Source organism: Marinobacter halophilus, assembly GCF_003007685.1.
GTDB lineage: Bacteria > Pseudomonadota > Gammaproteobacteria > Pseudomonadales > Oleiphilaceae > Marinobacter > Marinobacter halophilus.
Window position 1 is genome coordinate 227,681 of record NZ_PXNN01000006.1, and the last position, 26,464, is coordinate 254,144.

The window sequence follows — 26,464 nt, forward strand, 5'->3', positions numbered from 1 at the left end:
GTCTGGCTTGTCAGGCGCTGGCAAGAATGGTTCGGTTGGCAACGCCAGTCTGTTCGCCTTTGGCACCGTAAAGTTTTTGCTGGGCAGAGGCGCCACGGAATATGTCGGTCAACCTGTTGAGGCGCTTTTGCAGATGCCCGACCACCCGACCGTTGTTCTGGTTCAGACCCTGGCAGGTGCGTAGTTTTTGTTCCGCTGCTTTCCACAATTGATACAGATCTTCCTCGCCACTGGCACGGATAAATCGTGAAGGCTCTCCGGCATCCGGACGATAGCCGATGCTGACCAGCAGCCGAATTTTCTGTTTGGCGCGTTCGCGGATTTCGCCCAGAATGGCGTTTTTCTCAGTGGTAATGCCTTGCAGCGGTTTGATATCCGACGAGGACAGAACTTCTTTTTCCTGAGAAAGCACACCCGCCAGGGTTTCCAGCTGGCGGATATCTGTTGAGAGGAGGGTCTTCAGTTCATCGATGGCAGCCATAATTTACTCACCCAAAAATGCTTTTATCCATCTCAAGCATTTTCTGGGCCAGTTTCTCTGCATCAATCTTGTAGCTGCCATCTTCCAGAGCTGAACGGATTTGCGCGATGCGGTCATCGTCCATCTCCGGGTAATCACCCAGCTTCTGCTCCAGCTGTTTCAGATTTTTGGCTTGATTGCTGAGGCTGACATTCTCACCGCGGGCCGCTGGGCTCTGTGCCTTGGCCTGATCGGCGGCTGGTGATGGTGTGCTCTGACTGCCGGATGATTTATCAGCGGTCGTTCTGGTGGTGTTGACCTGGCCTGGGCCAATTCCATTTAAGTCAACTGACATAAGATTACCTGCTTGCCTGTGGCCACTGAAGTGACAGTGGCAGATTCGGGTTTATATCGTTCTATCGGCAGCGTATCGCCAACCTTTAGAGAAACTAGGAAATATTTTGCCGGTCGGTGAAAGTTTGCCGCTACATCGGGATTTCAACCCGACCGGGTGCAGTTACCGTTGCCCTGACGGTGCGCGAAGATCGAAGATTTTCAACCAATACCTGCTCGCCAACGCTGGCGCTGGCAAGGGCTTTACCTCGTGAACTGACGGAAAACACCGTTGATTTTGCCATAATGATAACATGATCGCCCCGTTCAATTGCATTGGGGGCCTCGAGCAGGTCGGGCGTGATGGGTGAGCCCGCGTTGACCGGTCGGCGCACCAACATGCCGGATATCTGCTCCGGGTCCGTCAGAATGCCGCGCCTGCTGGCATTGATCTGTATCTGTCTTTCCTGCAGGACGGTGGCGGTTAGGCGCTCTCCCCGGGCAAGAGGCCGGGCTGCGACCAGCGCCGGGCCGTGCACTTCGACAGAGCTTGTGACATACATGCGCCAGGGCCGCTCGCCTGAGCAGGATACCAGCACCGACGGTGACGTGGTGCTCAGTGGGTCAGTGGTGAAGGTGGTTTCAAGAGGGCTATTACATGCCGCCAGGGTCAACCGGCTATCGATGTTGCCAACGGTAAACCTGACATCCAGGTTCTGTAGCGCCTGCTGTTCGGCCCAGGCTTCAATAAAGCCAGCAGCGGCGTCACGAATCTGACTTGAGGTCGTTGCTGCGGCAACAGTGTTCAGCGCGGTTGTAAACAGGCAAATAGTCGCTAAAAAGAGGGTTCGCATCTGCACGGCTTTGTCCTATGCTGTCTGTTAGGCACATTAGTGCGAATTCGCCTAAGGAAACGGAAGTTCGGGCCGTTAACACTTTATAGGGTTCGGGGCGTCAATGTTTTGGTCCCGATTCGCGAAAACAGTGTGTTTCGCAGTGATTCAGCAAATTCTGTGCCGGTTTCGGCATGCCAGGAGTAGACGGTTATGGCAGGGGTTTTGGACAGCGTTAATCAGCGTACGCAGTTGGTGGGTCAAAACCGGCTTGAGCTGTTGTTGTTCCGCTTAAAGGGGCAGCAGTTATTCGGCATCAATGTCTTCAAGATTAAAGAAGTGCTTCAGTGTCCGAAACTATCCTCCATTCCCAACAGTCGGAATGTGGTCAGGGGCGTTTCACACATCCGGGGCGAGACAATTCCAATCATCGACCTGGGTATGGCCATTGGCATGCAGGGTGTGCCCGCCGAGCAGCTGGCGACGAGTTTTGTCATCATTACCGAGTACAACCGCAAAACCCAGGGTTTTCTGGTGGCCGGTGTTGATCGCATCATGAATATGAACTGGGAAGATATCTTGCCGCCTCCCAAAGGCGCGGGTAAGGATGTTTACCTTACGGCGGTTACCAGAATTGAAGACAAACTGGTAGAAATCATCGATGTAGAAAAGGTTCTTGCAGAAGTTTCTCCGCTCAGGGAAGATGTCACTGACGAGTTGAAAGCACGCAGTTCTGAGCGTGCGCCTGGGAATAATCCGGTGCTGGTTGTCGATGATTCGGCGGTTGCTCGTCGCCAGATTGAGCGTTGCCTGACGGCGATTGGCATGGAGGTGGTGACTCAGAATGATGGCAAGCAAGCGCTTCAGTATCTCAAAGAGATTACTAAGGATGGCTCGAAAGCCGCGGATCATCTGTCACTGATCATTTCTGATGTGGAAATGCCGGAAATGGATGGCTACACCCTGGTCACCAGGATTAAAGAAGACCCGGCTCTGAGTAGCATGTATGTCATGCTGCATACCTCGCTCAGCGGCGTGTTCAACCGGGCGATGGTTCAGAAAGTCGGTGCCGATGATTTCATGGCCAAATTCAGCCCCGATGAGCTTGCCGAGCGCGTGATGGAAATCATTGATCAGCAATGATGCCTCGGTTGACAGACTTACCCATGATAGAGATCCAATGAAAGCGGATATAACGCCACAGGAATACGACGCCTTCAAGACATTCCTGCAGGATGCGTGTGGCATTCTTCTGGGTGAAAACAAGCAGTATCTGGTAAAGAGCCGGCTACGCAGGATTCTTGAAGACAACAATCTGAACTCTCTCGGCGAACTTCTGGAGCGTCTCAAGCGCGCCGGGCGTGCGGGTTTGCGAGAAGTGGTGATTGATGCGATGACCACGAATGAAACCTTGTGGTTTCGCGACAATCATCCGTTCCGGATTCTCCAGGAAAAACTTTTGCCTGAGTTTGGCGAGCGGAGTGGCTTTCAGCCCCTCAGAATCTGGTCCGCTGCCTGCTCGACCGGCCAGGAGCCTTATTCGGTCGGCATGGTAGTTGATGAGTTCCGGCGAACCCGGCCAGGCAAGCTGCGTGACGTCAAAATCACGGCAACCGACATATCCAAAAGCGTTCTGGAAGTTGCCCGACGGGGTGAATACGAGATGATCGCCATTGGTCGCGGCCTTTCCCCCGAGCGCCAGAAGCACTTTTTCGTGCCGTCTCCCAACGGAGGTTGGCAGATCAAGCCCCAGATCAAGGCGATGGTGGAATTCAAAGAACTCAATTTGCTTGAGCGCTACATGCTTGGCAAATTCGACATCATCATGTGCCGGAACGTGCTGATCTATTTCTCCGCTGAGCTGAAAAAAGACATCCTGACCCGCCTGCATGGTGCTCTCAATCCCGGTGGCTACCTGATTCTGGGCGCGTCGGAATCACTGAACGGCCTGCCAGACCTCTACGAAATGGTTCAATGCCACCCGGGTATCATTTACAGGAAGAAATAACCCATGCCGTTGAATGTCTGGGTGCTGGTTGCAGCCCAGGCGCTGGCCATGTGCACCGCGCCTTTCATTGTGTTCATCGGCTCTATCCAGGGTCGTTTACTGGCTTCTGCTCCGGAATACGCTACCTTGCCCGTCGGGCTGGTGGTGGTCGGTACGGTACTGGCCATCAAGCCTGCCACCTGGCTGATGGAGCGAGTAGGGCGCAAGCGGGTTATGCTGCTGGGTACGTTGGCGGGTGTCAGTGCTGGCCTTCTCGGGGCTTTCGCCTCCTGGACATCCTCATTTCCAATCCTGTGTCTTGCGGCGGTGGTGGGTGGTTTTGGCCTGGCGGTTGTACACCAGTACCGGTTTGCCGCGATGGAGTCTGTGGCGGCGGAGATGGCGGGTTCCGCGGCCGCACGTGTTCTGCTCGGAGGCCTGGTTGCGGCCTGGTTGGGTCCGGAAATTGCCGGGCTGGGTAGCGCAAAGTCGGAACAGTTTCCGTTTTTGTACAGCTGGGCAGGGCTGGCGGTGGTCCAGAGCGTTGCCTTTGTGGTTCTGGCCATTGGCTACCGTGGACGGGCGGAACGGGTCTCTCAGAGTGCGACTGGTGGTGGTCGACCATTAAAAGAAATTCTTGCCAACCCGCTGGTGTGGACGGCGATCAGTGGCGCGGCCATCGGCTATGCCGTTATGAGCTTTATCATGACGGCAACGCCCTTGAGCATGACGGAAATGGCCGGGCATGATTTTGACGACGCCAAACGCGTTATCCAGTTACACATCATGGCCATGTATCTACCTTCTCTCATCTCCGGCTGGCTTACCCGGGTGGTCGGCATTCCGTTGATGATGACGGCCGGCTTGCTGGCCTACCTGGGTTGCATAGTTCTGGCCGCCAGCGGCATCAGCTTCCATCATTACCTGTGGGCTCTGTTGTTGCTCGGGGTAGGCTGGAACTTCCTCTTTGTCGGGGGCACCACGTTGTTGCCTCAGGGTTACCGGGAAGCGGAGCGGTTCCGGGTTCAGGGGCTGAACGATATGATGGTGTTCGGTGCCCAGGCTACGGCAGCTTTGAGCGCGGGCGTGATCCTGACAGCATTCGGTTGGGCAAATCTGGTCATGGTTGCCGTGCCGTTACTCGTGTTACACGGCGTTCTTATGACGGTTTGGCTGGTTAGGTCGCCGTCGTTAAGGGCAGATGACCGGTCTTTACCCAGATAACCGTTTCTTGCTCAACAAACGGGTGATGCTGGCTCAGATGTGGGCTGCGCAGCCAGGTGCCTTTCGGGTAACGCCCGTGTTCGTCGCAGAACTCACCGCTCAGAACAAAGATTTCTTCTCCGCCGAAATGGCGGTGAGGCTGAAACACCTCATTGGCCGGCCACTTCACCAGTGCGACATGCTCGTGTTCGAATTCATGCAGCGGCATCACCTGAAGTCCACCCATGCCGGGCAACCATTCGGCAGCGGTTGTGTCGATTCGAACCGTCACAGTGTCCTTGGGATCAAACTGGTGTAATTTGACCAGTAGCGTGCAGCCTTCATCGCTGAACGGCGCATGGCCACTGCCTGGCGGATTGCGAAGGTAGGTGCCGGCGGGGTAGTGCCCGGTTTCATCCGAGAAAATGCCCTCAAGCACCAGGATTTCCTCACCCAGAGGGTGTTCGTGCCGGGCAAAGGAGGCGCCCGGCAGATAGCGAACCACACTGGTGGCATGGCCGCGCTCGGCTTCTTCCCGGGCCAGTGGTTTGCGCTCGACTCCGGCGGCAGGACTGGCTAGCCACTCTTGCTCAGCGGTACGCACGACAACTTGACGGGAAAAATCCATATTCAGCATGAACACCTCGGTTAGTGACGTTATTTGATCAGTGCCTGAATGTCCCGGAACTGCGGATGTTTACAGTGTACCATCCATTCGAAAGCGACCATTTCAGCGGTGACAATCCGGGCGCCACTCTGGTGCAGACGATCCAGAGCAACATCCCGGTCAAAATCGTTTCTTGATCCGGTGGCATCGGCAACCACCCAGACTTTATAGCCGGCATCCAGCAGACTGAGTGCGGTTTGCAGCATACATACGTGGGTTTCGCAGCCGCCGATGACTATGTGCTGGCGGCCTTCCGGCAACTCATCGATCAAACCGTCCGGGCAGGCATCAAAATGGTATTTGCCCAGGGTGGTATCACAAAGCTCGCGCACCGATTCTACATTGTGCCCAAGCTTGTCCGGTAACTGCTCGGTGCCAACCACTGGCACGCCCAGCAATCCGGCAACCGTCGCCAGCATGGTACAGCGATCGACCACTTCCTCTCCCTGACTGATGGCGGGCATGAGCCGTTCCTGCAGGTCGATCAGGAGTAGGGTGGATTGCTCGGCTTTCATCAGCATGGGTTTGTCGCTCCGTTATTTGAATGAATCTTACGATAAGGATACGCCATGGCGTGGTGCTTTGTTATTCCGCGTCAGACAAAAGATTTTGGCCAAAACGTTCAAGACAGTTGCCAAACGCCGTCAAAACCATTAAAGTCTGCGCCCTCAAATGAGCGACGACCTTGCTGATTTGAAACAGTTTATTGGAGAGGTGGCCGAGTGGCTGAAGGCGCACGCCTGGAAAGTGTGTATACGTTAATAGCGTATCGAGGGTTCGAATCCCTCTCTCTCCGCCAATGCAAAACCCCAGCAGAAATGCTGGGGTTTTTTATTGGCTGCAAGGGCGGGTGAGGCCGGCAGGGCCGAATACTCCCTTCAACACTAGGCATTAACCCCTAATGCCGATCAAACATCCCCCGCAAAATGACATCAGTCAAAACCTGCACCCGGCCATTCCAATACCTTGATCTCCATGCCACGGAAATGCCCCGTCTTCCATAACTGGAGAATCAGAATGAAAAAACAGAAACTCGCACTGTGCATCGCTGTTGCCGGCCTGGCGTCTGCGCCGGCCTTTGCCCAGGAAGCGGAAGCACCGGGCCTGAACGTAGATTTTTACGGCCATATCAACATGGCGATCATGCACGCCGATACCGGTGAAGGTTCCGAGCAATACATTGTCGATAACGACTACGCCTCCAGCCGTGTGGGTGCACGTGTCAGCACTGACCTGAAAGACATCGATCTGAAGGTGGGTGCGCATGTGGAGTTTGAATATCAGCACAACCCTTCAAATCTGGTCACTCCGGACGATCGCAGTATCAAAGGCGAATGGAGCGAGCGTCACGTCAACCTTTTCGCAGCGGGCCGCTACGGCAAGATTTCTATAGGGCAGGGCTCTGGTGCAGGCGATGGTGTTACTGAATCTGACTTGTCTGGCACCAAGGTTGCGTCTTTTCCGGATTTGGCACTCGTGGGTGGTGCGCTAAGGTTTGTCGATGGATCAAACATTGGTCCGACTCTTTTCACTTCTGTTAGAAGCCAGGACTTTGAAGCCCGTTACGATCGGCTACGCTACGACACACCTGCCTTTGGTCCGGTCAAGTTTGCGCTGAGCCAAGGTTACAAGGAAGATCAGGATATTACCGAGGTTGCGGCAACATACAATACCGAAGTTGATGGTCTTGGCCGGCTGTCGGCAGCAATTGGCTATTCCACCAAAGACGAGAATGATGCGGGTAAGAGGGATCTGGACACCGTCGGAGGTTCAGTGTCCTGGTTACACGATAGCGGCATGAACCTGACGGCAGTCTATTCCAACGCTGAGAATGACTCAGGCCGCGATTCCGACTTCAACATGTTAAAAGGGGGTTACAGAACCGGTAAGCATTCGTTCACCGTGCATCGGGCAGAAGGTAAAGACTTCAACCCGGCGACTGTGGATGCTGGTGGCGCCACTGTAGGCGCTGTTGAAGGCTCCGACGTCGAAATCTACGGCGTCGCCTACGTCTACCAACCGGTCAAGCGACTGGACGTATTCTTTGCCTACAACAACTTCGCGCTGGATGCCGATAACGGCGATTACGACGATGTAAACATCGCCATGATCGGTAGCCGCCTGAAATTCTGATAGCGCAATAGCTCAAACAGCCGGGCAGGCCGTCACAGGTCTGTTTGGCTGACTGCTATGGGTTCCCCGGTTCGCAGAACTATGTGGGCAATGCCATCGGGCAAATTCCGGACAATGCCTCTCAGGCCGAGTTCGCGGGCTTTCTGTTTGGTGGTAGCGCGGTAATACACGCCCTGCACTTTGCCGCTTACCAGTAATTGCCAACGTCATGCTGTCATAATGCTCATGCACTGTCTGTCAGGTGGTGGGGCGAACGAAAAAGGCCTCCACCAGGGAGGCCTTGACTCGTCATTCAACCCCGGAAGCTTACTCAAAAGTCCTGGGGCGAACTGTGTCCGGCTTTAGGAACGTCTTGTCGCCAAGGTTGCTGTGATCACCCAGTACATGACCGTCCGTTTCCCTGATTTGGCCATACCTTGAGTGTTTGTGAAAGGTGGGGCCGGTTTGTTCAAGCGTTTCTTTAACATCACCCGTGTAACGGGGATCTTGTGGGCGCTCCTGACTGCTCATGTAGTAGGCAATGTCCCAGGCTTCCTGGTCACTCAGGCTGTTGGGTTGGCCCAGTGGCATGTTGTTCTTGATAAAACCGGCGGCAGTGAAAACGCGAACAATGCCGGCACCCCAGTTGTTGGACATATCCCCCCAGGTGGCTGGAAAGACGGTCTGGTCGCCAACTCGCAGACCTGCGCCGTCATCTGCATGACAAACAGAGCAGTTCTCCTGGAACGCAGCCTCGCCACGGGTATAACTCAACTCTTCAGGGCGCTCCGGTGGCGGGAACCCGCGGCCATAAATGGGCTGTTTCGGGTACACGGGTACACCTGTCGCCAGCCATTGATGGTAGGCCGTCAGCGCCAGCATATTGTCACTGCCGTATTCCGGGGGCATGCCGTTCATGGAGTATGTGAAGCAGCCGGAAATTCGTTCTTCCAGGTTATTCACATGGGCGTTCTTTCCACGGAAGTTGGGTAGCGTCACCGCAGCCGGCCAGATGGGCGCGCTGAAGGGCATGCGACCTTCACCGAGGTGGCAGCTGGAACAGTTCATGTTGTTGAACACGTTCTCGCCGCGCAATTGCTGGGTATTGGTGAAAAGGTCATAGCCTCGACGGATTACCCGTTTCAGCTCGGGGTGCAGCTCGGCTTCCTCCAGGTCTTCCATGCTGGGCGGAATGTGAACCAGCTCATTTTCCTCAGGCGCCGAATAGCCCAGTTCCACCAGAGTATCGATGTACTGCTGGGTTCTGTCATCGACTGCGGTGGCGTTAACTGAAAACAGAAGGGTCCCGGATAACGCCGCGTATGTGAATTTGCGAATCATGATGCAGGATTCCTTTTAGTTGGCCGTTGGGTTCTGAATGGCAAGCCAAACAGCGACGGCGTGAATATCATCGTCGCTCATCCGGCGGGCTATGGTCCCCATCAGATCTTGCGGATCGTTTCTTCGGTTGCCGGCCTTCCAGGCTGTTAGCTGGGCTTTGATGTAACCGGCGTGTTGGCCTGCAATGCCAGGGAATGCGTCACCCGCGCCCTGATTGTCGGGGCCGTGGCAGCTTTTGCAAGAGACGATGTAGTTAGACCAGTCGCCCCGTTCGGCCAACTGCTTGCCGCGCTTGAGGGTGGCCTCGTCTGCGCTTTCACCCCCTTTGCCCTCGGTTGCGGGCAGGCTGGCATAATGCGCCGCTACGTCTGCGATTTGCTGGTCATTCAGCATGTTGGCGAAAGGCATCATGCTGGCGTTCACGCGGCTACCGGATTTGTAGTCGTGAAGTTGCTTTGCAATGTAGTTTGCGTCAAGCCCCGCCAGTCTGGGCCAGGATTCGCCTCCGGCAATGTTCATGCCGCTACCATCAGCCTGGTGGCAGGCACTACAGACAGCGGCAGAGGCGGCACCTCGTTCAGCATCTCCTTCGGGTGCCGCCAATGCAAAACCGGAGCACGCGATGAGTCCCAGTGCAGCGAGCGTTACAGGTAGTTTTTTCACGATTGCTTCCTTCTCAGTCAGCGCCAAATTCGCGATGGCTCTTTTTGCGTTCATACCACTATGCCGGCACCGGCAAAATGACGCTTGATAAAGGTCAATTCAGTAAGCTAAAGACCTTGTGCCGTGGCCTGAACGACGTGCAGCTGGTGCATCATCAGGATTTTTGGTTTACTGTTTGTTACACGGTTGGATGTACCGTTTCGTTTTACCAATGATCAACAGGGACACACATGGCGACCACCGATCCATCTCAGGAAGAGTTAAGAAGAGTATTGCAGGAAACTCCAAAAAATCAGCCCGTCGTTATGCTAAATCTTTTGAGATTTCGTGATCGAGCCGATTATCAGGACGAGAGTGCGACCTGTTCCGGCCGCGATGCCTACGAGCGGTATATGAAAGAAGCGGCCGAGTGTGTTCGGTCTGTCGGCGCTGAGGTTGTCTGGTCAGGGCGCTCTGTAGGCGCCTTGATTGCGCCTCCCGACGAATCCTGGGATCAGGTGCTTTTGGTCCGGTATCCCTCCGTTAACGCCTTTCTGAAGATGATTGAAAGCCCGGAGTACAAAGGTGTGGTTAAGCACCGTACTGCTGCCCTGGAAGATTCCAGGCTCGTCGCCAATGTTGAAGATGGCGTCTGATCAGAGCAGCCAGCCGGTTTGCTGAATGGTCATGTAGACGATGGTGCCCGCTGCGATAGAAAGCAGGGCATTTCGGCGCCATAGGTGTATCACCACCACCAGCAAGCCGGGTAACAGCGCATCGAGGCCTGGCAGGCTGGCGCTCCAGTTCGCTGAACGTCGCAGAAAAATAATCGCCAGCAGGGCCATCACGGCGGCCGGCAAATACCGCCCAATGTGTTGCACCAGCGGGTGTTCGGTGTGGCGCTCGAAAAACAGAAAGGGCACCACTCGAGTGGCAAACGTTGCCAGGGCAGATACGGCAATAAACCCCGCCAGATAATACTGTTCAACCATGGTTTACCCCTGCCGGGCTTTGCCGGTGCCATCTGTAATGCAGCAGCAGTACAGCAGTGACGATGGTGATTGCCGTTATCAGTTGGTGGGTTGCGGGCACCAGTAACATGGCGATGCCCGATGAAAACGCCCCTGCCCAAAGCGGAAATCCGTCGCCCAGCGCTTTGATCTGTTCAATGGTCAGCACAATAAACAAAGCCACCAACGCAAACTCGATACCGGTGCTGTTGAACGCCACCAGTTCCCCCAACAAACCTCCGGCGGCGCAGCCGATAATCCAGTAAGCCTGATTGAACGCGGTGATTCTGAAATCCACGTCTTGCTCATACTGGCGATCTGAAGATCGGGGCCGACTGGTGAGTAGCGAATAGGTTTCGTCGGTCAGGCCAAAAATCAGATAGCCTTTGCGCCAGCCTGCACCCCGGAATTGCCCGAGCAGGGAAAGCCCGTAGAACAAATGCCGGGCATTCAACACAAACATCGCAATAGCAACTTCCACCAGTCCGGCATGAGCGGCAAGCAAGCTGACCGCAAGAATCTGTCCGGAACCTGCATAGATCACCAGTCCCATCAATGGGGCTATCCACCACGCATAATCCAGTTGCGTGGCAAATAGCACACCGAACGCCATTCCCAGGGGCAGGTAGCCGAACAGGATCGGAAGTGTGAGCCGGAAGATGATGTTATTCATTAGCATCCAAACGTTTAAAAGCGGCGATGATAGTCAATTGCGAGCGTATTTTGAAGATGGCAAAAACGGTTAGTCGGTAAATTGACGCCGAGACCGCAACAAAAGTGTCATAAATAAGGCATATTCTCCCCGGATCTGAGTTCCAACTGGAGTTGTTATGCTGGCCACTGTTCGTGCACGAATTTTCTTTTTTGCCCTGTTATCCCTTGGCGCCGTGGCTGGCCTGGCAGCGCTGTCATGGGTAATTATCCTTAAGGCAGAGGAGGCATCTGAAACCCTGGTGCGTCAAAACCTCCATGAATCCTGGGTGTTGATCGATCTGGAGCAGGATCACCGTCGCCTGCAAGATCTCGCGTTTAAAGTGAAGGCTCAATTGTTGCTCTGGGATGAAATCAAAACCGAATTTGACCACCTGAGTGCATCCTTACCGGAACGTTGGCAGCGGGTTCGTGGGAGCGCCAGCTTGCGTTCCTGGGCTGATGATACTGCGGAGTCTTATGAGCGGGTGTTGACACTAATGAGCGACATGAAGTCGGGGATCGCGGAAAAGAGCTATTACCGTGTGGGGCAGGTTGTTGATTTTCAGTTGTTCCCGGCACTGGAGCCCATGTTGACGGCAATCAAGGAGCGCCAGGCTACCAGCAGAGATATAGTTGCCAATGATGCCGATGAACTACTGGACTACCTTGCAGATCAGCAGTTGATTTTGCTGGCGGGCTCACTGGCCTTTTTCGTGGTGGTGGTCGTCATCACGCTCTGGCTGCGCCAGTCCGTGATTGTGCGGTTGCAGGGCATGGAGCGCGAACTCGTCGCTATGGAGAAAAACTCGGACCTTACCCGCATACCGGTGCTGAAAGGCAGGGATGAAGTTGCCGGAGTTGCCGGTGCGTTGGAGGGGTTGGTCAGGCGCTTCGAAGAGTTTATTGGTGATATAAAACAAGCCGCCAACGGCCTGGACCAGCGTTCTGTCGCTCTGGATGGAGGTGCAGAAGCACTTCAGAGCGCTTCGGAAGCGACGCGGAAGCAGACTGCTGACGTGACAGCCTCTATGACCGCAATCGCCGATCAGGCCTCGCGGATTGAGGTGGCGACCGAGCAGTCGGCAGCAACGGTTCATCAGGCCGTATCGGCCAATAGTGAAGTGCAAAATGGATTGCAAAGCAGCGAGCTGGCCGCTGATCGTACCGTCGATGTCATTTCCCGGGTTTCGACGTCGATACACGCCTTGAACGAATCCACCGGCAAAATCGAACAGGTAATCGGGGTGATTGCAGACATCGCCGAGCAAACCAATTTGCTGGCGTTAAATGCGGCCATTGAGGCCGCCCGGGCAGGGGAACACGGTCGGGGCTTTGCAGTGGTTGCCGATGAGGTGCGCACCTTGTCCCGAAGAACTGCGGAATCCACTCGTAACATTCGCCAGTGGGTCCAGGACCTGGTTTTGGGTGTTGGCAGTGTTGACGATCTTTTATCTGAGATGCGCGAGGCGGGCGAACAAAACAGAAGTAATCTGTTGGCTCTGAAAGCCCACCTGGTGCAATTGAAATCGCAGTTTGATGAGCTGGAGCATCACAGCGACAATATCCGGGCATCGGTCACCCTGCAGCGTGACGAAGTTGGGCGGGTAGGGCAGCGGGCCGAGGCGCTTTCGATCAGCGCAGAGACCCTGACCGGGAACGTTGAGAGCACTCGCTTGATCAGCGACGACCTGCGTCAGGAATCGGTATCCATGCGTCAACTGATAGCCGGATTTCGCACGCGCTGACCGGAAAGATAAAAACTGTCTTCAATTACGGGGGTTCTTGTCCTGCTCATAAAACCGTAACATACAGCGACTGATTGGAGATGTTATGAACGATGAGGCAGAACGAGAGCCAGAGGTTGATCCGCGACAGGAAATGTTTGTTGTGGATTTTGACCTGCTGGCTGAAGATCAGCTTGAAGGGCTGGCCGAAGAATACTGCACTCGCCATCACGGCTTGAATGATACGGAAAATCCCCTGGCAGAGCGGGCCCGTGTGCTTGCCGCCGTTCGCCGGGGTGATCTGGTGATCTGGTTTGACCCGGTTGAAAACACCGCTAGCCTGGGCGCTCCTGCTTAGGCTCGGATGTTTTTTGTGACGGCTATCCGGAGTCGTTGGCCTGACTGCCTACCCGTAGGCCCCGGTAACCGTTACAATCGGCGTGTTTTCCCCCCCTACCTGAATGCGAGGTGAGATTTGATCAGGGTACTGGTTGTTGATGACCACGAGCTGGTGCGCTCAGGTATTACCCGCATGTTGGTGGATGATCCCGACATTGAAGTGCTTGGGCAGGCCTCCTCGGGTGAGGAAGCCATAGAATTTGTGCGTAAGGAACGTCCGGACATTGTCCTGATGGACATTCGTATGCCAGGTATTGGCGGTCTGGAAGCTACTCGGCGAATACTCCGGATTGATGACTCCATCAGGGTTATTGTGGTCACGGCGTGTGCGGACGACCCATACCCCGCCCGCGTTATGCAGAGTGGCGCGACCGCATATATCACCAAAGGTGCTGACATTCAGGAAATGGTCCGTGCTATTCGTAAGGCGCACTCTGGCCAGCGTTACATCAGCCCTGAAATTGCACAGAAGATGGCATTGAAAACGCTGGGTGGCGACCGGGAGGAAGACGGTGAGCTTTACCGGTTTGAGCGCCTGTCTGAGCGGGAAATGCAAATTGCCATGATGGTGGTGGACTGCCAGAAGGTGCAGGACATCTCTGACAAGCTCTGCTTGAGCCCGAAAACCGTGAACAGTTACCGCTATCGGATTTTCGAGAAGCTGGAAATTTCCAGTGATGTCGAGTTGGCGTTGATGGCAGTACGGCTTGGATTGCTGGATGCCGACAAGGTCTGATTCCCAGGAAACGAGCGGGAAGTTCGACAGTAAAAACTTCCTGAAACAATTGACTGAGCGCCCCGGTGTCTATCGTATGTTCGATGACAGCGGCAACGTTTTGTATGTGGGTAAAGCCCGCAATCTCAAAAAACGCGTCAGCAGTTACTTCCGCAAGACTGGCCTTGCCCCGAAAACCGAGGCCTTGGTCAGCAAAATCGAATCCATCGAAATCACCATCACCGGCAGCGAGACCGAAGCACTGCTGCTGGAACAGAACCTGATCAAGTCACTGCGACCGCCATACAACATCCTGCTGCGTGACGATAAATCCTACCCCTATATCTATCTGTCATCCCACAGTGATTATCCGTCACTGACCTTTCGCCGAGGCCGCACCAAGAAGGGCGGCGGTACCTGGTTCGGGCCTTTCCCCAGCTCCGGAGCGGTTAAGGAAAGTCTTAACATTCTACAAAAGATATTCCATATAAGATCCTGTAATGAAAGTTATTTCAGGAACAGGAATCGCCCGTGTCTGCAGTATCAGATCAATCGCTGTACCGCACCGTGCGTGGAATACGTTAGCCCGGAGGAATACCGGCAGGATATTCGCCACGCCACTATGTTTTTGGAGGGTAAGAACCCGGCCATCATTCAGGACTTGATGAAGGCGATGGAAACGGCGTCGAAAGGGCTCGAATTCGAAAAAGCCGCAGCTTATCGAGACCAGATCAATCACCTGCGCCATGTTCAGGAGCAGCAGTCGGTGGATGGAGAAGGGGGCGATGCCGACGTAATTGCCATCGCACAGGAGGCCGGTGTGGTGTGCGTGGTGGTGATCATCGTCCGTGGTGGCCGGGTGTTGGGCACCAAGGACTACTTCCCCCGTTTCTCTCTCGAGCAGTCTGAAGGCGAACTGCTGGCGGCTTTCCTGGGGCAGTACTATTTTGGTGGTGACACCCAGCGGGAAATTCCTCGCGACATTCTGGTGCCGGTAAAAGTGGAAGGCGAGGAGTTGCTGGCCCAGGCTTTGAGCGAATCAGCCAATCGCGACACCCGAATCCGGGGCAATGTGCGCGGCGAGCGACGGCGCTGGCTGGAGCTGGCCATGACCAACGCCCAGCAGACGCTGCTGACCCACCTCGCCAGCAAAGAAACCGTGTACCGGCGTTTACTGGCGCTCAGGGATTTGCTGGAATTGGCGGAAACGCCGGCCCGCATGGAGTGTTTTGATATCAGCCACAGCCATGGGGAAAATACCGTCGCATCTTGTGTGGTTTTCGACGAGAATGGCCCCCTGAAAAGTGATTATCGTCTATACAACATTGAGGGTGTGACTGCCGGCGATGACTATGCCGCCATGCGCCAGGTATTAACGCGCCGCTACCGACGACTGGTCAACGGGGAGGGCAAGCGGCCCCACCTTGTGCTTATCGATGGTGGTAAAGGCCAGCTGAACATTGCCCGGGAAGTGTTTAATGAGCTAGGCATTTCAGATATTCCGCTGATCGGGGTGGCGAAAGGCGTCACGCGCCGTGCGGGTATGGAACAACTGATCGACGCCATGACGGGCGACGTGTTCCGGGTACCAGCAGATTCGCCCGCACTGCACCTGATTCAGCACATCCGGGACGAATCGCACCGGTTTGCCATCACCGGGCACCGGGCCGGGCGTGACAAAAAGCGACGGCAATCGACCCTTGAGGGTATCGAAGGGGTTGGCCCCAAGCGACGCCGGGAATTGATCCGGTATTTCGGGGGCATTCAGGAGCTCCGAAAAGCCGGCGTGGATGAAATGACCAAAGTGCAAGGCATCAGCAAGTCACTTGCAGAATCCATATACGCAGCACTGCACGACGAATAGGAAACCCATGAATTTACCAAATGTTTTGACCATGTCCCGTATCGTGATGATCCCGATCTTCGTGGTCATCTTTTACCTGCCGATGCAGTGGAGTTACATGGTCAGCGCCGCCATTTTTACGCTGGCGGCGATCACCGATTGGCTGGATGGCTACCTGGCCCGAAAACTGGACCAGAGCACGCCTTTTGGTGCCTTTCTGGACCCGGTCGCGGACAAACTGATGGTGGCGGTGGCGCTGGCGGTGCTGATTGAAGAGCACGCTGCGGTTCTGTTGACGATTCCGGCAACGATCATTATCGGCCGTGAGATTGTCATCTCTGCGTTACGTGAATGGATGGCGGAGATGGGCAGCCGTGCCAGTGTGGCGGTGTCTTACATCGGGAAAATCAAAACCACCGCCCAGATGGTGGCCATTATCGGCCTGCTGGCGTTCCCGCCGGGTCAGCTCTGGGCGTATGTCGGTATCGGTTTGCTCTACGTAGCGGCGGTGCTTACCCTGTGGTCAATGTTCCTGTATCTGCGCGCTGCCTGGGGCGATCTGTTTCCCGATTCGGAAGGCGGTCAGCGATAACTGGAGGCCGCTACGGCTGTCCACCTTGAATCCGACAGGATTTTGATAACGCATAATGCCGTAAGCAATCAGCTCCCGCTTGATTTGTGATATTGGTCCAGGCAGTCCGACAGCCAGGTTGTCAGATCATTATTCAAACGGTTCGCGGCCTTGCTGAACCCCTGCACGATACTGTCCAGCTGGCCATCGCCCACGGGTTCGTTTACGGTCCAGTTGCGGACACACAACCCCTCTCGCTGGCGGTTACTCATCATTTCGGTATGCAGCTGAATTACGATGTTCAGACTGCCATTGTGCTTGATGGCGTGGAAGGCAGTCAGTTCGCTGATGAGTGCCAGCTCTGCGTTGGCGGGACTGGTATCGACAATAATGTTACGAAAGCCCTCACTCTTGCGCAGGTGCCTGACCAGGTGATCACGAACCATTACCGGGGCGGTGTCGCGCCAACGAATTTCGCCAATGGTCTGAAATTCATAGGGTGTTGGCTTGACGAGTATTTGTGAGCCTTCAAAAGGTGCAGACGCCAGTGGCGTGTCAATCCGAATGCTTGCGTTCTGTGCCTGTGCAAAGATCTGTTGGCTGTCGGGTGCGGCCAGATCCATGATCCTTGGCGGCTCCGGGATCGGGAATACAGTGCAGGCAGTCAACGTAAGAGTTGCCAGTAACGCTGTTACAGGCGACAGATGTTTGATCATTGCTCAAACTCCTGAAATTTGGGGCTACCCCGCAGGGTTCCCAGAGGGTCTTCTTCCAATCTGCGGGTAAACGAATTCAAGGAGCGCAAAGTGCTGCGCATTTCACGGAGTACTGGAGTGATTTCTCCAAGGCCCTGAAGTCCGATATCCAATGCGTTTTCGTTGCCCTCGGTCAGTCGGTCCAGTCGGCTGAGCGTCGGCTGGATGGTGGTCAGCGCCTGGCCCATAGCCTCGAGTACCGGCGATATTTCATCGCGCAGGACCACGCTGGCACGATCGGAGGTTTCAGACACTTTGATAGACGCTTCTTCGGCGCGAATGGCTGCGGCATCAAATTGCTCCATGAGCGCCAGCAATTCGTCCCGGTTCGCAAGCAGGGCGTCGGTTGCCTGTCGGGTGTTGTCGAGAATGGTGGTAACGTTATCAACGTTTTCAGGTGCAAACAGCCGGTTCATGCTGGTCATCAGCTGCTCGGCACTTGCAAGCATGGATTCGCCGTTGTTCAGCAGGTTGGACAAGGCAGACGGAGCAGCATTGATGAACGGCGGATCGTTCCGGTCGCCTTGCAGCACCGGACTATCCGTTGTGCCGCCGGTGAACTGGATGCTCATGCTGCCGGTGATGTTTGCCAGCACCAGTTCGGCGCGGGTGTTTTCCCGCACGGGAATGTCCTGGTCCACTCTTACCAGCACGCGAACGTGGGCGGGGTTGTCCGGCGCCAGCGTGAGTTCAAGCACATCGCCCACAGGCACGCCGCTGTAAAGCACGGGATTGCCGCGGGCAAGACCACCCACCGGGTGATCAAAACCAATCTGGTAATAAGCCCACTCCCGGTCGGTGGAAGATTTGCCCAGCCACAATGCAAACAGCAAAGCCGCGGCCACAGCCACCAGCGTGAACAGTCCGATAATAACGTGATGGGCCTTCGGCTCCATTAATTGGGCTCCTGTTCGGTTAGCCGATTCTGGGCGGCAATAGCAGCGCGGCCGCGGGGGCCGTGAAAATATTGCTGTATCCAGTCATCGTCGGTTTGGGCAACCTGCTCCAGAGTATCTGCGACCAAAACCTTGTGCTGTGACAACACGGCAACCCGGTCGCAACTGGCATACAGAGTATCCAGATCGTGGGTGACAAGGAATACGGTCAGGCCGAGGGCATCGCTCAGGGTGACGATCAATTCGTCAAAGGCAGCGGCGCCGATCGGGTCGAGCCCTGCGGTGGGCTCATCAAGAAACAGGATCTCCGGGTCCAGCGCCAGCGCCCGGGCCAGAGCGGCTCGTTTGACCATGCCGCCGGACAATTCGGACGGCATTTTCAGGGCGGCTTCGGGCGGCAAGCCGGTAAGGGCCAGCTTCATTCGGGCCAACTCGGCGGCCTCTGATCGGCTGAGCCCCGCATGCTCGATTAACGGCAGGGAAATGTTCTGCTCCAGAGTCAGGGAGGTAAACAAGGCACCACCCTGAAACAGCACCCCAAATCGCTGCTCATACAAGGAGCGGTCAGAGCCAGACAGTTCGGTCAGGTCTACATCAAAGACTCGGATTTGGCCGGCAGATGGCGTGTGCAAGCCGACGATGCTGCGCAGCAGTACCGACTTACCCGTACCGGAGCCACCAACTACTCCCAGGATCTCGCCGGCGAACAGATCCAGATCCAGATCATCATGGATCACAAGGCTGCCAAAGCGGTTACATAGCCCTCGTACCTGAATGATTGGCGAGCTCGAGGGCCTTGAATGATGTTGGCTTACTGTCATGAGTTACCAGCCCATTTCCATAAAAAACAAGGCGGCAATCGAATCCAGCAGGATCACCATGAAAATAGACTGAACGACGCTGGACGTCGTGTGCTCGCCCACTGATTGGGCACTGCCGGCAACCTTGAAGCCTTCAAGACAACCGATCACAGCGATCAGAAAGGCGAACACCGGCGCTTTGCCGATACCCACCAGAAAGTGGTTGATGGCGATGTCGCGTTGTACGATGGCGATGAACTGGCTGGGTGGAATGTCCAGCGCCAGCGCGCATACGACGGCGCCGCCAAGCATACCGGATATCATTCCGACGAACGTCAGTACGGGCAGGCTGAGCATCATCGCCAGCACCCTGGGGACCACTAAAAGTTCAACAGGGTTGAGCCCCAGGGTGCGAATGGCGTCGAGCTCTTCGTTTACCTTCATGGCGCCGATCTGGGCGGTGAAGGAACTGGCGGTCCGGCCCGCCATGAGAATGGCCGCCAGTAACACGCCAAACTCCCGGAGGAAGGCGAACGCGACCAGGTTGACCGTATAAATGCTGGCGCCAAAATCACTGAGTACGGTCGCTCCGAGAAACGCCACCACGGCACCCACCAGAAAGGTGAGCAGGGCGACGATGGGAAGGGCGTTCAGGCCCGTATCATGAACAGCCGCAACAAACGGCGTGAAACGCCAGCGCTTCGGCCGGGGCAAAATGTAGAACAGGGTGGCCAAGGTCTGGCCAATAAATCCAGCCAATATCCACATCAATTCCGCAATGGCGGTGACTTTCTGGCCTGCCTGGGCCAGAAAGAGCAGTACCGGGTTTACCGGGGTCGGCTGGTAGCGCGGCTGCGCCATCGCTTCGGCGACCGTTCTGAGCAGCTGTTGTTGTTCATCGGCCAGAGTTGACGCGTCGAGTGCCGACAACAACACCTCGGCGCCGGCTAACTTAACAATTAGTGCCGCACCCGCAGTATCCACAAAGGTCAGTTGGTCGAGGTTGAGTTCTGCAAGGTTGGCTTTTTTCCGATGAATAGCCCCAACCATCTGGTTGAGCGACGAATAATAGGGCAGAGTCCAGCTGCCGGAAAGAGTCAGGGTGTCGCCGTTGTGTTCAACGATGCCCTGAGCCTGGCTGGAATGTGTGGAAGAAAGCCGTGAGTCGGTCGCCACAGAACGAGTTTGCCCCTGTCCGCTATGCTGTTAGGTTCCTTACCAGCTTAAAGATTCCAGACCTGGTCTGCCAGTACCTTTCGGTCTTCTTCATCGTGGCTGGCAAGGACAAGAATGGCGCCGCGTGCCTTTTCCTCGAGCAGCATGGTTCTCAGGTTGTGTTTTGCGTCCGGGTCCAGCCCGGTCATCGGTTCATCCAACAGGAGTACCGGCTTACGCCGCAGAATGGCGCGGAGCAGGGCAATACGTTGTCGTTGCCCACCGGACAGTTCTGCTGGCATTCGGTAGCCGAAGCCTGCCAGGCCAGCACGATCGAGGCTTTGTGCGATCATCTGCCTCTGATCCGACGTCAGTTTCAGTCCGGAATGCAGGCCAAGGCCAATGTTGGTGGCAACATCCAGATGCTCAAACAGGTTGTGCTCCTGGAATACGCTGGATACTGGTCGCTCCCAAGGGGACAGATTCTGGATGGCCTGGCCGGCCAGGCGAATAGCCCCGGAATCCGGCTCAAGAAACCCGGCAATCAGGTTCAACACGGTCGACTTTCCGGTGCCACTGGCCCCATGCACGGCGACGCAATGCCCGGGGGCGACAGAAAAACCGAATTGCCAGCCAGTGGTCTGGCCCGGGTATCGGAAACTGAGCTGATCGAGTTCAAGCATGTTCGGGTTCCACTACGGACGGAGACGCGGTGACGCGTTGTGTGCGGATCGCTGGCCTGCTAATTGCCGACAGTACGACAAAAATCAGCATGAGCAGGCCCAGTAACCACAGGCCGGTGCCGGCAGCGTCTGCCACGCGGTAGCTGCTCAGTTGTTGGTACATGAGCACCGGTAAGGTGGGCTGGCCCGGGCTACCGAACAGCGCGATAACGCCAAAATCGCCCATCGATAATGCCGTGCCATAGGCCAGGCCCAGGGCGATTGGCCGGCGCATCCGCGGCCAATACAGCCAGCGCCAGCGATACCAGCCCAATACGCCGAGTTGATCGGCCAGGCGCCGGCTGTTGTCATCCAGCTCGGCCAGTGGTCCCCGCAACACCTGAATCACAAACGGCAGCGCCATCAATCCATTGATAAAAGACACCAGTGCCCAGCCTTGGGCAGTATTGCCAAGCCCCGGGCGGAGCAGCAGAAATAATCCGGTACCCAGTACCAGGGGGGGCACCACCAGCGGCAGGTAGCCGGCGGTGACCGGGATGGCCGATAGCATTTTGCCGCTGGATTTGTGAGTGGCAGCCAGCGTTAACAGGGCGCCAAGCACGGCGCCCAACCCGGCAGGAATGGCAATTAGCAGGCTTCGGCCTGTCGCCGGCAAAAGCTGGAAATAGAGCGCCGGTATTCCATTGAGCGGAACCAGTGCTGGTGCACCTCGCAGGATAATGGCGAATAGCGGAAGGGTCAGAAAAACAAAGAATACCCAAAGCAGAACCGCACCCAGGCAACGTTGCGATACAGAATAGCGCAGGGTAATCGGGTTGCTAAACCGTCGGCCAGGCATAAGCGACGTCGGCATCTGTTTTTGGAACGCCAACCACCACAAACTGCCACAGATTACCAATTGAATAACCGCCAACAAAGCTGCCTGAGCAAAATCGAACTCAAACCGGAGCGCCTGGTAGATGGCGACCTCCAGAGTGGTGGTGGCGGGCCCGCCGCCCAGGGTCATGATGATGGCGAAACTGGTGAAACACAGAGTGAACACCAGGGCCGCTAACCCGGGCAGAATCGGCCGCATAGCCGGCCAGTGCACAGTGCGCCATAACCACCAGCCACGCAGTCCAAGCTGGGATGCGATTCTCAGGCGGGGCGCGGGGACGGCTTCCAGGGTCTGCAACAGGATTCTGGCAGCCAGCGGCGCGTTAAAAAACACATGGGCGAGCAGGATGCCGTTCACCCCATACAGATTCCAGCCGTGGTGGGGAAACCACTCACTGACCATGGTGGTCAGCCAGCCTTGCCGGCCATACACACCGATGATTCCAGACACCGCGACAATGGTTGGTAAAACCAGGCTCAGTTCCATCAACCTCAGCAGCAGCGCCCGACCGGTGAAGTCGTGAAAACGGGCAAGCGCAAGAGCGACCGGCACCGCCACCAGCAGGCTTAACAAAACGGACAACACTGCCTGCCAAAGGGTAAAAGTAACCACCCCCCGGAGATAACGGCTGCTCCAGACAACGCTGAAATCAAGATGGCCGGCGGTGACCAGCAAACTACCCAGACCCAGCAAAACCAACCCGATCAGGCCAGTGCCCAGCACGATGCCAGGCACCAATTGCCAATAGGGATGGCTGAGTGGGGCGTTCGAAGGGCGATTGATCATTGCTCAGCGAATCATGGCATCGAGCCAGTCATTTACCAGTTGCCGGCGGTCTCTGGCTACATCGACAGGCGCCATAAATAACGTTTGCGACGGTTTGATCAACCGCTCGAAGATATCTGGCAGTTCGTCGCCCAGGTCAATGGCCGGGTACATGACGTTCTTCAAGGGAATGTGTCGCTGGAAGTTGGGGGTCAGCATGAAGTCGAGAAACTCACGAGCCAGCGCTTGCTGCTGTGACGACGCCACCAGTGCGGCAACTTCCACCTGAAGATAATGACCCTCAGCAAATTCAGCAGCCTGATACCGGTCTGTGTTATCAATCGCCATGTGATACGCCGGCGAAGTGGAGTAGGAGAGAATCATCGGTGCCTCACCATTCATAAATAGTGAAAAGTAGCCGTCACTCCAGCTCTGGGTAGTTGCCAGGATCTTGCCTTTCAGCTGTTGCCATTTTACCGATGCCTCGTCGCCGTATACGGAATGCATCCATAGCAACAAGCCGAGGCCCGGGGTGCTGGTACGCGGATCCTGAATGATGATCTTCAGATCATCGGGGGCGTTGATCAACGCATCCAGGCTGGCGGGTGGCTCGGCAAGTTGCTCGGTATCGTACACAAATGCAAAGTACCCCCAGTCAAAGGGCACAAAGTGCTCGTCATCCCAGTTGATAGGCAGGGCCAGATTGTCGAGTCGGCGCAGGTGCTTACCGAGCAACCCGGTTTGGCGAGCGGTTTCCATGGTGGCGGTGTCCAGTCCCAGAACCACATCTGCGCGGGTGGATTGCCCCTCCAGCCGCAACCGTTGCAGGATGTCGCCGGCGCTTTCCATCACCGTAAAATTGAGGGTGCAACCACACTCCAGTTCAAACGCCACTTTAATGGCAGGGCCAGGGCCCCATTCAGCAGCAAACGAAGGGTGTGTGTAAACGTTGAGGGTTGGCTGTTGTTCTGCGGCAGCTACCAACGGAACAGCGGATAGCAGCCAAAGACACAGGTATCGGAACAGCATGGGCAGCACCTTGATCAGTGGTGGGGCTGACGACGCCGCGGGGACCACTGAACTGTGGTGACTCAATCCCTACGCCGGTATCTGAGGCTCTTTATGGCGCCTCTGGCCGGATCAGGTTCCGCGGGTATGGTCTCAGCCCTTTTCAGGGCACCCCGTTGAGTAAGGGGGATTCTAGCATGATGAACGTTGCGCAGAAACGCGATGGCTTTGCATCTGAATGGTTAAAAAGTACCTTGCGGATTTTTGGCGAGAAAGACTCGCGAGTCAAAATGTGAAAGGTAAATGTTGGCTAAATTTTGTGCACAATTGCCGTGAAAACAGAAACTTGAAAAAAAGGTGTTGACGCCTCGGGCGGAATCCGTAGAATACGCATCCGTTGACGAGGCAACGCCTCTGAACGAAGAGCGGGAATAGCTCAGTTGGTAGAGCACAACCTTGCCAAGGTTGGGGTCGCGAGTTCGAGTCTCGTTTCCCGCTCCATTTCCAAGTCTCTCAACGCCTCCTGAGAGCAAAAGCCAGATCAAGGCTTACCCGGCGCGGTGGCAGAGTGGTTATGCAGCGGACTGCAACTCCGTGTACGCCGGTTCGATTCCGACCCGCGCCTCCATTTTTACCCTTGAATTTCAATAGACTAACTCGCCTGAATTTGGCTGGGTTTCTCATGCAAAAAATATCCAGATAAACCCAAAAGGCCTCGATCAGGCGATGAAACACATCTTGTTGTTTAATCGTAGTAGGCTTGAACCTTTCCTTTCAGAGTCATCAGAAGCGGCTGTCCGCGACGATCCAGCGCTTTGGGCGAGGCGATTTTTATCCAACCTTCACTGATGCAGTATTCCTCTACATTGGTGCGCTCTTTGCCATTGAGCAGAATACCAATGTCGTGCTCGAAAACTTCTGCTACGTGGTGCGGGCTATTGGGGTTTCTTGAAAGTCGATCCGGTAAGGCTGGCAGCGATTTAGTATCGTTCATGCTAGTGACCTGCATTAAATGAAAAGAGCGCCATTCTAGGCAATATGGATTTGGTGCTCAAGGCATCTCTGTCGTTGCCGGCAACAGATAGCTGGCGGAAGCTAACGACAGTGCGAGTGTTCCTCACTCGGCTTCAGGACAACCGAATGCGTCGGGGCGAGTCCAACCACGTAACCGGCTGCCACACCCACCAGTGCCACTACCGGCCCGATTAGGCTGCCCAATAAGCCGCCTACAAACATCAGTATTACGCTTTTCATACAGACTCCTCCCGCCGTCCTGGCAGCGGCACTATTCCGAGTATAGGGCGTTGTGCCCAATGATGGGTTGACCCGCTGATATTGTCTCGCCAAAATACTGTATATTCAACCAGTATCCGGTGTAAAGCATGTCCTGCATTCTGCTTGGTGACTACGAATCCGTCTCACGCCTGAACATCCCGATGTTTCTGGAGCGGGTCTCGGCTGGCTTCCCATCGCCGGCGGAAGACTACATTGAGAAGACCATTGATCTGAACGAGCTGTGTATTCAGCATCCTGCTGCCACCTTCTTCGTTAGGGTTCAGGGTGAGTCCATGACTGAGGCGGGCATCTATCCCGGCGATGTTCTGGTGGTGGACCGGTCACTGAGGGCCGGGCACGGCGACACAATCATCGCTAGCCTGGAAAGCGAGATGACGGTGAAGCAATTGCACCTGACTCCACCACCGGTGCGCCTCCTTCCGCGCAATCCCGCCTACGAGCCCATTACGGTTGAGGGTGACATGGTGATGGAAGTGTTTGGGGTGGTGACCAACGTCATCCGGTCAATGAAGCGGGGAGGGTAGGGATGAGATCGGTTGGCCGGGATCAGGCCGTATTCGCGCTGGTGGACTGCAATAATTTCTACGCCTCCTGCGAGAAGCTGTTCCGTCCGGATCTGCGCAATACGCCTGTGGTCGTGTTATCCAACAACGACGGCTGCGTGGTCGCCCGCTCGAAAGAAGCCAAGGCACTGGGGATCAAGATGGGCGTGCCGGTCCATCACATCAAAACGGAAATTCGCCGGTACGGCATCCAGGTGTTCTCCTCCAACTACACCCTCTATGGCGACATGAGCCGACGGGTTATGACCACACTCGAAGCCATGGCCCCACGGGTGGACGTGTACTCGATTGACGAAGCCTTTCTGGACCTCACCGGCATTGACCGGGTAGTGTCCTTCGAGGACTTTGGCCGAGAGGTCAGGAACACCGTGCATCAGAACGTCGGCTTGCCCGTCTGTGTGGGCATTGCCCCCACGCGAACACTGGCCAAGTTGGCTAACTATGCTGCGAAGAAGTATCCGGCCACCGGTGGTGTGGTAGACCTCACAGACCCCGCCCGGCAACGGCGACTGATGGCTCGGGTGCCGGTTGAGGAGGTTTGGGGCGTCGGGCGAAAACTCAGTGCCAGGCTTCAGGCCATGGGCATTGTCACGGCGTTACAGTTAGCGGATACCCATCTGGCGACCCTCAGAAAACAGTTCTCTGTCGTCTTGGAACGCACCGCCCGGGAGCTCAATGGTGTGCCCTGTGTGCCGTGGGAGGATGTACCGGCCCCAAAGAAGCAAATCATGTGCTCCCGATCGTTTGGTCAGCCCCTGCAGAAACTGAGCGACCTGGAGGAAGCCGTTGCGCACTTTGCGACACGTGCGACCGAGAAACTTCGGGGAGGCCAGCAGTATGCCGGAGAGCTGATGGTGTTCATCCGAACCAACGCGTTCAAAGCCACAGCACCGCAGTACTCACGCAGTGGCAGTGTGAAGCTCATCCAGCCCACCCAGGACTCCCGGGTTATTGTGCAGCAGGCCCTGAATCTGCTCCGACCGATGTATCGCGAAGGGTTTGATTACGCCAAGGCCGGCGTCATGCTGGGCGAAATGGTGGAAGAAGCGGGGGTTCAAGAGGATCTCTTCCAAGCCGCTGCCGGGCAGGCACCAGACAACGGCAGATCGGAACGCCTGATGGCGGTGATGGAT

At 55.9% G+C, this 26,464-nt stretch carries 29 protein-coding genes, 3 tRNA genes, 1 pseudogene and 1 riboswitch; of the genes and pseudogenes, 15 read left to right on the top strand and 18 right to left on the bottom strand.

Going from position 1 to position 26,464, the window contains the following annotated elements:
* Positions 1–10: 10 nt before the first annotated feature.
* The 3 genes from C7H08_RS05125 to flgA all read right to left on the bottom strand — a co-directional run bounded on the left by C7H08_RS05125 (position 11) and on the right by flgA (position 1,647).
* Positions 11–481 carry a flagella synthesis protein FlgN gene (locus C7H08_RS05125; RefSeq protein ID WP_106670685.1) on the bottom strand — a complete coding sequence of 157 codons (471 nt, stop codon included), beginning with the start codon at positions 479–481 and terminating at the stop codon, positions 11–13.
* Between the two features lie 7 nt (positions 482–488).
* On the bottom strand, positions 489–815 hold the full coding sequence (gene flgM, locus C7H08_RS05130; protein ID WP_106670686.1) for a flagellar biosynthesis anti-sigma factor FlgM: 327 nt from the start codon (positions 813–815) through the stop codon (positions 489–491).
* Between the two features lie 130 nt (positions 816–945).
* Entirely contained in the window at positions 946–1,647 is a 702-nt protein-coding gene (flgA, locus tag C7H08_RS05135) for a flagellar basal body P-ring formation chaperone FlgA (RefSeq protein WP_227663384.1), read from the bottom strand.
* Between the two features lie 192 nt (positions 1,648–1,839).
* Between flgA and C7H08_RS05140 the strand changes: the two genes are divergently transcribed.
* The 3 genes from C7H08_RS05140 to C7H08_RS05150 are packed head-to-tail and all read left to right on the top strand — an operon-like array spanning position 1,840 to position 4,837.
* Positions 1,840–2,769, top strand: coding sequence for a chemotaxis protein CheV (locus tag C7H08_RS05140; RefSeq protein WP_106670688.1), 930 nt, complete (start codon positions 1,840–1,842; stop codon positions 2,767–2,769).
* Positions 2,770–2,806: 37 nt separating this feature from the next.
* Entirely contained in the window at positions 2,807–3,634 is an 828-nt protein-coding gene (locus tag C7H08_RS05145; protein WP_106670689.1) for a CheR family methyltransferase, read from the top strand.
* 3 nt (positions 3,635–3,637) lie between these two features.
* Positions 3,638–4,837 (top strand): MFS transporter, encoded by a 1,200-nt coding sequence (locus tag C7H08_RS05150; RefSeq protein ID WP_106670690.1) that lies wholly within the window; start codon positions 3,638–3,640, stop codon positions 4,835–4,837.
* Here C7H08_RS05150 and C7H08_RS05155 read toward each other — a convergent pair.
* Complete coding sequence (locus C7H08_RS05155) at positions 4,791–5,453, bottom strand: cupin domain-containing protein (protein WP_106670691.1); 663 nt, start codon at positions 5,451–5,453, stop codon at positions 4,791–4,793. The genes C7H08_RS05150 and C7H08_RS05155 overlap by 47 nt on opposite strands.
* Positions 5,454–5,473: 20 nt before the next feature.
* Positions 5,474–6,004, bottom strand: a complete 531-nt coding sequence (locus C7H08_RS05160; protein ID WP_106670692.1) for an isochorismatase family protein — start codon at positions 6,002–6,004, stop codon at positions 5,474–5,476.
* 187 nt (positions 6,005–6,191) lie between these two features.
* Here C7H08_RS05160 and C7H08_RS05165 point away from each other — a divergent pair.
* A tRNA-Ser gene (locus tag C7H08_RS05165) sits at positions 6,192–6,282 on the top strand.
* Between the two features lie 218 nt (positions 6,283–6,500).
* Complete coding sequence (locus C7H08_RS05170) at positions 6,501–7,616, top strand: porin (protein WP_165793933.1); 1,116 nt, start codon at positions 6,501–6,503, stop codon at positions 7,614–7,616.
* Between the two features lie 56 nt (positions 7,617–7,672).
* Here the strand turns inward: C7H08_RS05170 and C7H08_RS05175 are convergent.
* The 3 genes and pseudogenes from C7H08_RS05175 to C7H08_RS05185 form a co-directional block, all read right to left on the bottom strand.
* Positions 7,673–7,810 (bottom strand): annotated as a pseudogene (locus C7H08_RS05175) (acylphosphatase); the annotation flags it as partial.
* 112 nt (positions 7,811–7,922) lie between these two features.
* Positions 7,923–8,936, bottom strand: a complete 1,014-nt coding sequence (locus tag C7H08_RS05180; protein WP_106670694.1) for a c-type cytochrome — start codon at positions 8,934–8,936, stop codon at positions 7,923–7,925.
* Between the two features lie 15 nt (positions 8,937–8,951).
* The gene (locus C7H08_RS05185) at positions 8,952–9,599 is read right to left on the bottom strand and encodes a c-type cytochrome (protein ID WP_106670725.1); all 648 of its coding nucleotides are present in this window, start codon (positions 9,597–9,599) and stop codon (positions 8,952–8,954) included.
* 230 nt (positions 9,600–9,829) lie between these two features.
* On the opposite strand from C7H08_RS05185, the gene C7H08_RS05190 reads away from it, so the two are divergent.
* A complete protein-coding gene (locus C7H08_RS05190) occupies positions 9,830–10,234 on the top strand; it encodes a DUF1330 domain-containing protein (RefSeq protein WP_106670695.1) in 405 nt (134 codons plus the stop codon).
* Here the strand turns inward: C7H08_RS05190 and C7H08_RS05195 are convergent, their stop codons facing one another.
* Both C7H08_RS05195 and C7H08_RS05200 read right to left on the bottom strand, forming a co-directional pair.
* Positions 10,235–10,570 (bottom strand): branched-chain amino acid transporter permease, encoded by a 336-nt coding sequence (locus tag C7H08_RS05195; RefSeq protein ID WP_106670696.1) that lies wholly within the window; start codon positions 10,568–10,570, stop codon positions 10,235–10,237. It abuts the gene before it with no gap.
* Entirely contained in the window at positions 10,563–11,261 is a 699-nt protein-coding gene (locus tag C7H08_RS05200; protein ID WP_106670697.1) for an AzlC family ABC transporter permease, read from the bottom strand. Before C7H08_RS05200 ends, C7H08_RS05195 begins: the two co-directional genes overlap by 8 nt.
* Before the next feature lie 157 nt (positions 11,262–11,418).
* Here C7H08_RS05200 and C7H08_RS05205 point away from each other — a divergent pair, with 157 nt between their 5' ends.
* From C7H08_RS05205 to pgsA, 5 genes are all read left to right on the top strand, one after another.
* On the top strand, positions 11,419–13,026 hold the full coding sequence (locus C7H08_RS05205; RefSeq protein WP_106670698.1) for a methyl-accepting chemotaxis protein: 1,608 nt from the start codon (positions 11,419–11,421) through the stop codon (positions 13,024–13,026).
* Between the two features lie 85 nt (positions 13,027–13,111).
* Positions 13,112–13,363, top strand: coding sequence for a hypothetical protein (locus tag C7H08_RS05210; RefSeq protein ID WP_106670699.1), 252 nt, complete (start codon positions 13,112–13,114; stop codon positions 13,361–13,363).
* 117 nt (positions 13,364–13,480) lie between these two features.
* Positions 13,481–14,140, top strand: coding sequence for a UvrY/SirA/GacA family response regulator transcription factor (uvrY, locus tag C7H08_RS05215; protein WP_106670700.1), 660 nt, complete (start codon positions 13,481–13,483; stop codon positions 14,138–14,140).
* On the top strand, positions 14,124–15,983 hold the full coding sequence (uvrC, locus tag C7H08_RS05220; protein ID WP_106670701.1) for an excinuclease ABC subunit UvrC: 1,860 nt from the start codon (positions 14,124–14,126) through the stop codon (positions 15,981–15,983). The genes uvrY and uvrC overlap by 17 nt, the downstream gene beginning before the upstream one ends.
* Positions 15,984–15,990: 7 nt before the next feature.
* Positions 15,991–16,554 carry a CDP-diacylglycerol--glycerol-3-phosphate 3-phosphatidyltransferase gene (gene pgsA, locus C7H08_RS05225; protein WP_106670702.1) on the top strand — a complete coding sequence of 188 codons (564 nt, stop codon included), beginning with the start codon at positions 15,991–15,993 and terminating at the stop codon, positions 16,552–16,554.
* A 68-nt stretch (positions 16,555–16,622) separates the two neighbouring features.
* Here pgsA and C7H08_RS05230 read toward each other — a convergent pair whose 3' ends face one another.
* The 7 genes from C7H08_RS05230 to thiB all read right to left on the bottom strand — a co-directional run bounded on the left by C7H08_RS05230 (position 16,623) and on the right by thiB (position 23,559).
* Positions 16,623–17,249 (bottom strand): ABC-type transport auxiliary lipoprotein family protein, encoded by a 627-nt coding sequence (locus C7H08_RS05230; RefSeq protein WP_106670703.1) that lies wholly within the window; start codon positions 17,247–17,249, stop codon positions 16,623–16,625.
* A complete protein-coding gene (locus C7H08_RS05235) occupies positions 17,246–18,184 on the bottom strand; it encodes an MlaD family protein (RefSeq protein WP_106670704.1) in 939 nt (312 codons plus the stop codon). Before C7H08_RS05235 ends, C7H08_RS05230 begins: the two co-directional genes overlap by 4 nt.
* Positions 18,184–19,005 (bottom strand): ABC transporter ATP-binding protein, encoded by an 822-nt coding sequence (locus tag C7H08_RS05240; protein ID WP_106670705.1) that lies wholly within the window; start codon positions 19,003–19,005, stop codon positions 18,184–18,186. The genes C7H08_RS05235 and C7H08_RS05240 overlap by 1 nt, the downstream gene beginning before the upstream one ends.
* 3 nt (positions 19,006–19,008) lie before the next feature.
* Positions 19,009–20,160: an MlaE family ABC transporter permease gene (locus tag C7H08_RS05245; protein ID WP_373284936.1), complete on the bottom strand. Its 1,152-nt coding sequence runs from the start codon at positions 20,158–20,160 to the stop codon at positions 19,009–19,011.
* Positions 20,161–20,207: 47 nt separating this feature from the next.
* Entirely contained in the window at positions 20,208–20,822 is a 615-nt protein-coding gene (locus C7H08_RS05250) for a thiamine ABC transporter ATP-binding protein (protein ID WP_106670706.1), read from the bottom strand.
* Complete coding sequence (thiP, locus tag C7H08_RS05255) at positions 20,815–22,485, bottom strand: thiamine/thiamine pyrophosphate ABC transporter permease (protein WP_106670707.1); 1,671 nt, start codon at positions 22,483–22,485, stop codon at positions 20,815–20,817. The genes C7H08_RS05250 and thiP overlap by 8 nt, the downstream gene beginning before the upstream one ends.
* Before the next feature lie 3 nt (positions 22,486–22,488).
* Positions 22,489–23,559 carry a thiamine ABC transporter substrate binding subunit gene (gene thiB / locus C7H08_RS05260; protein WP_227663360.1) on the bottom strand — a complete coding sequence of 357 codons (1,071 nt, stop codon included), beginning with the start codon at positions 23,557–23,559 and terminating at the stop codon, positions 22,489–22,491.
* Positions 23,543–23,658, bottom strand: a riboswitch (TPP riboswitch). It overlaps the preceding gene by 17 nt.
* 239 nt (positions 23,659–23,897) lie before the next feature.
* Here thiB and C7H08_RS05265 point away from each other — a divergent pair.
* Both C7H08_RS05265 and C7H08_RS05270 read left to right on the top strand, forming a co-directional pair.
* Positions 23,898–23,973, top strand: a tRNA-Gly gene (locus C7H08_RS05265).
* 53 nt (positions 23,974–24,026) lie between these two features.
* A tRNA-Cys gene (locus tag C7H08_RS05270) sits at positions 24,027–24,100 on the top strand.
* Positions 24,101–24,217: 117 nt separating this feature from the next.
* On the opposite strand, the gene C7H08_RS05275 is transcribed toward C7H08_RS05270, so the two are convergent.
* Complete coding sequence (locus C7H08_RS05275; RefSeq protein WP_106669735.1) at positions 24,218–24,466, bottom strand: DUF3297 family protein; 249 nt, start codon at positions 24,464–24,466, stop codon at positions 24,218–24,220.
* Between the two features lie 388 nt (positions 24,467–24,854).
* On the opposite strand from C7H08_RS05275, the gene umuD reads away from it, so the two are divergent.
* Positions 24,855–25,292, top strand: a complete 438-nt coding sequence (gene umuD, locus C7H08_RS05280; protein ID WP_106669736.1) for a translesion error-prone DNA polymerase V autoproteolytic subunit — start codon at positions 24,855–24,857, stop codon at positions 25,290–25,292.
* Positions 25,293–25,294: 2 nt separating this feature from the next.
* The coding region (locus C7H08_RS05285; RefSeq protein ID WP_106669737.1) for a Y-family DNA polymerase at positions 25,295–26,464 on the top strand (1,170 nt) is incomplete at its 3' end.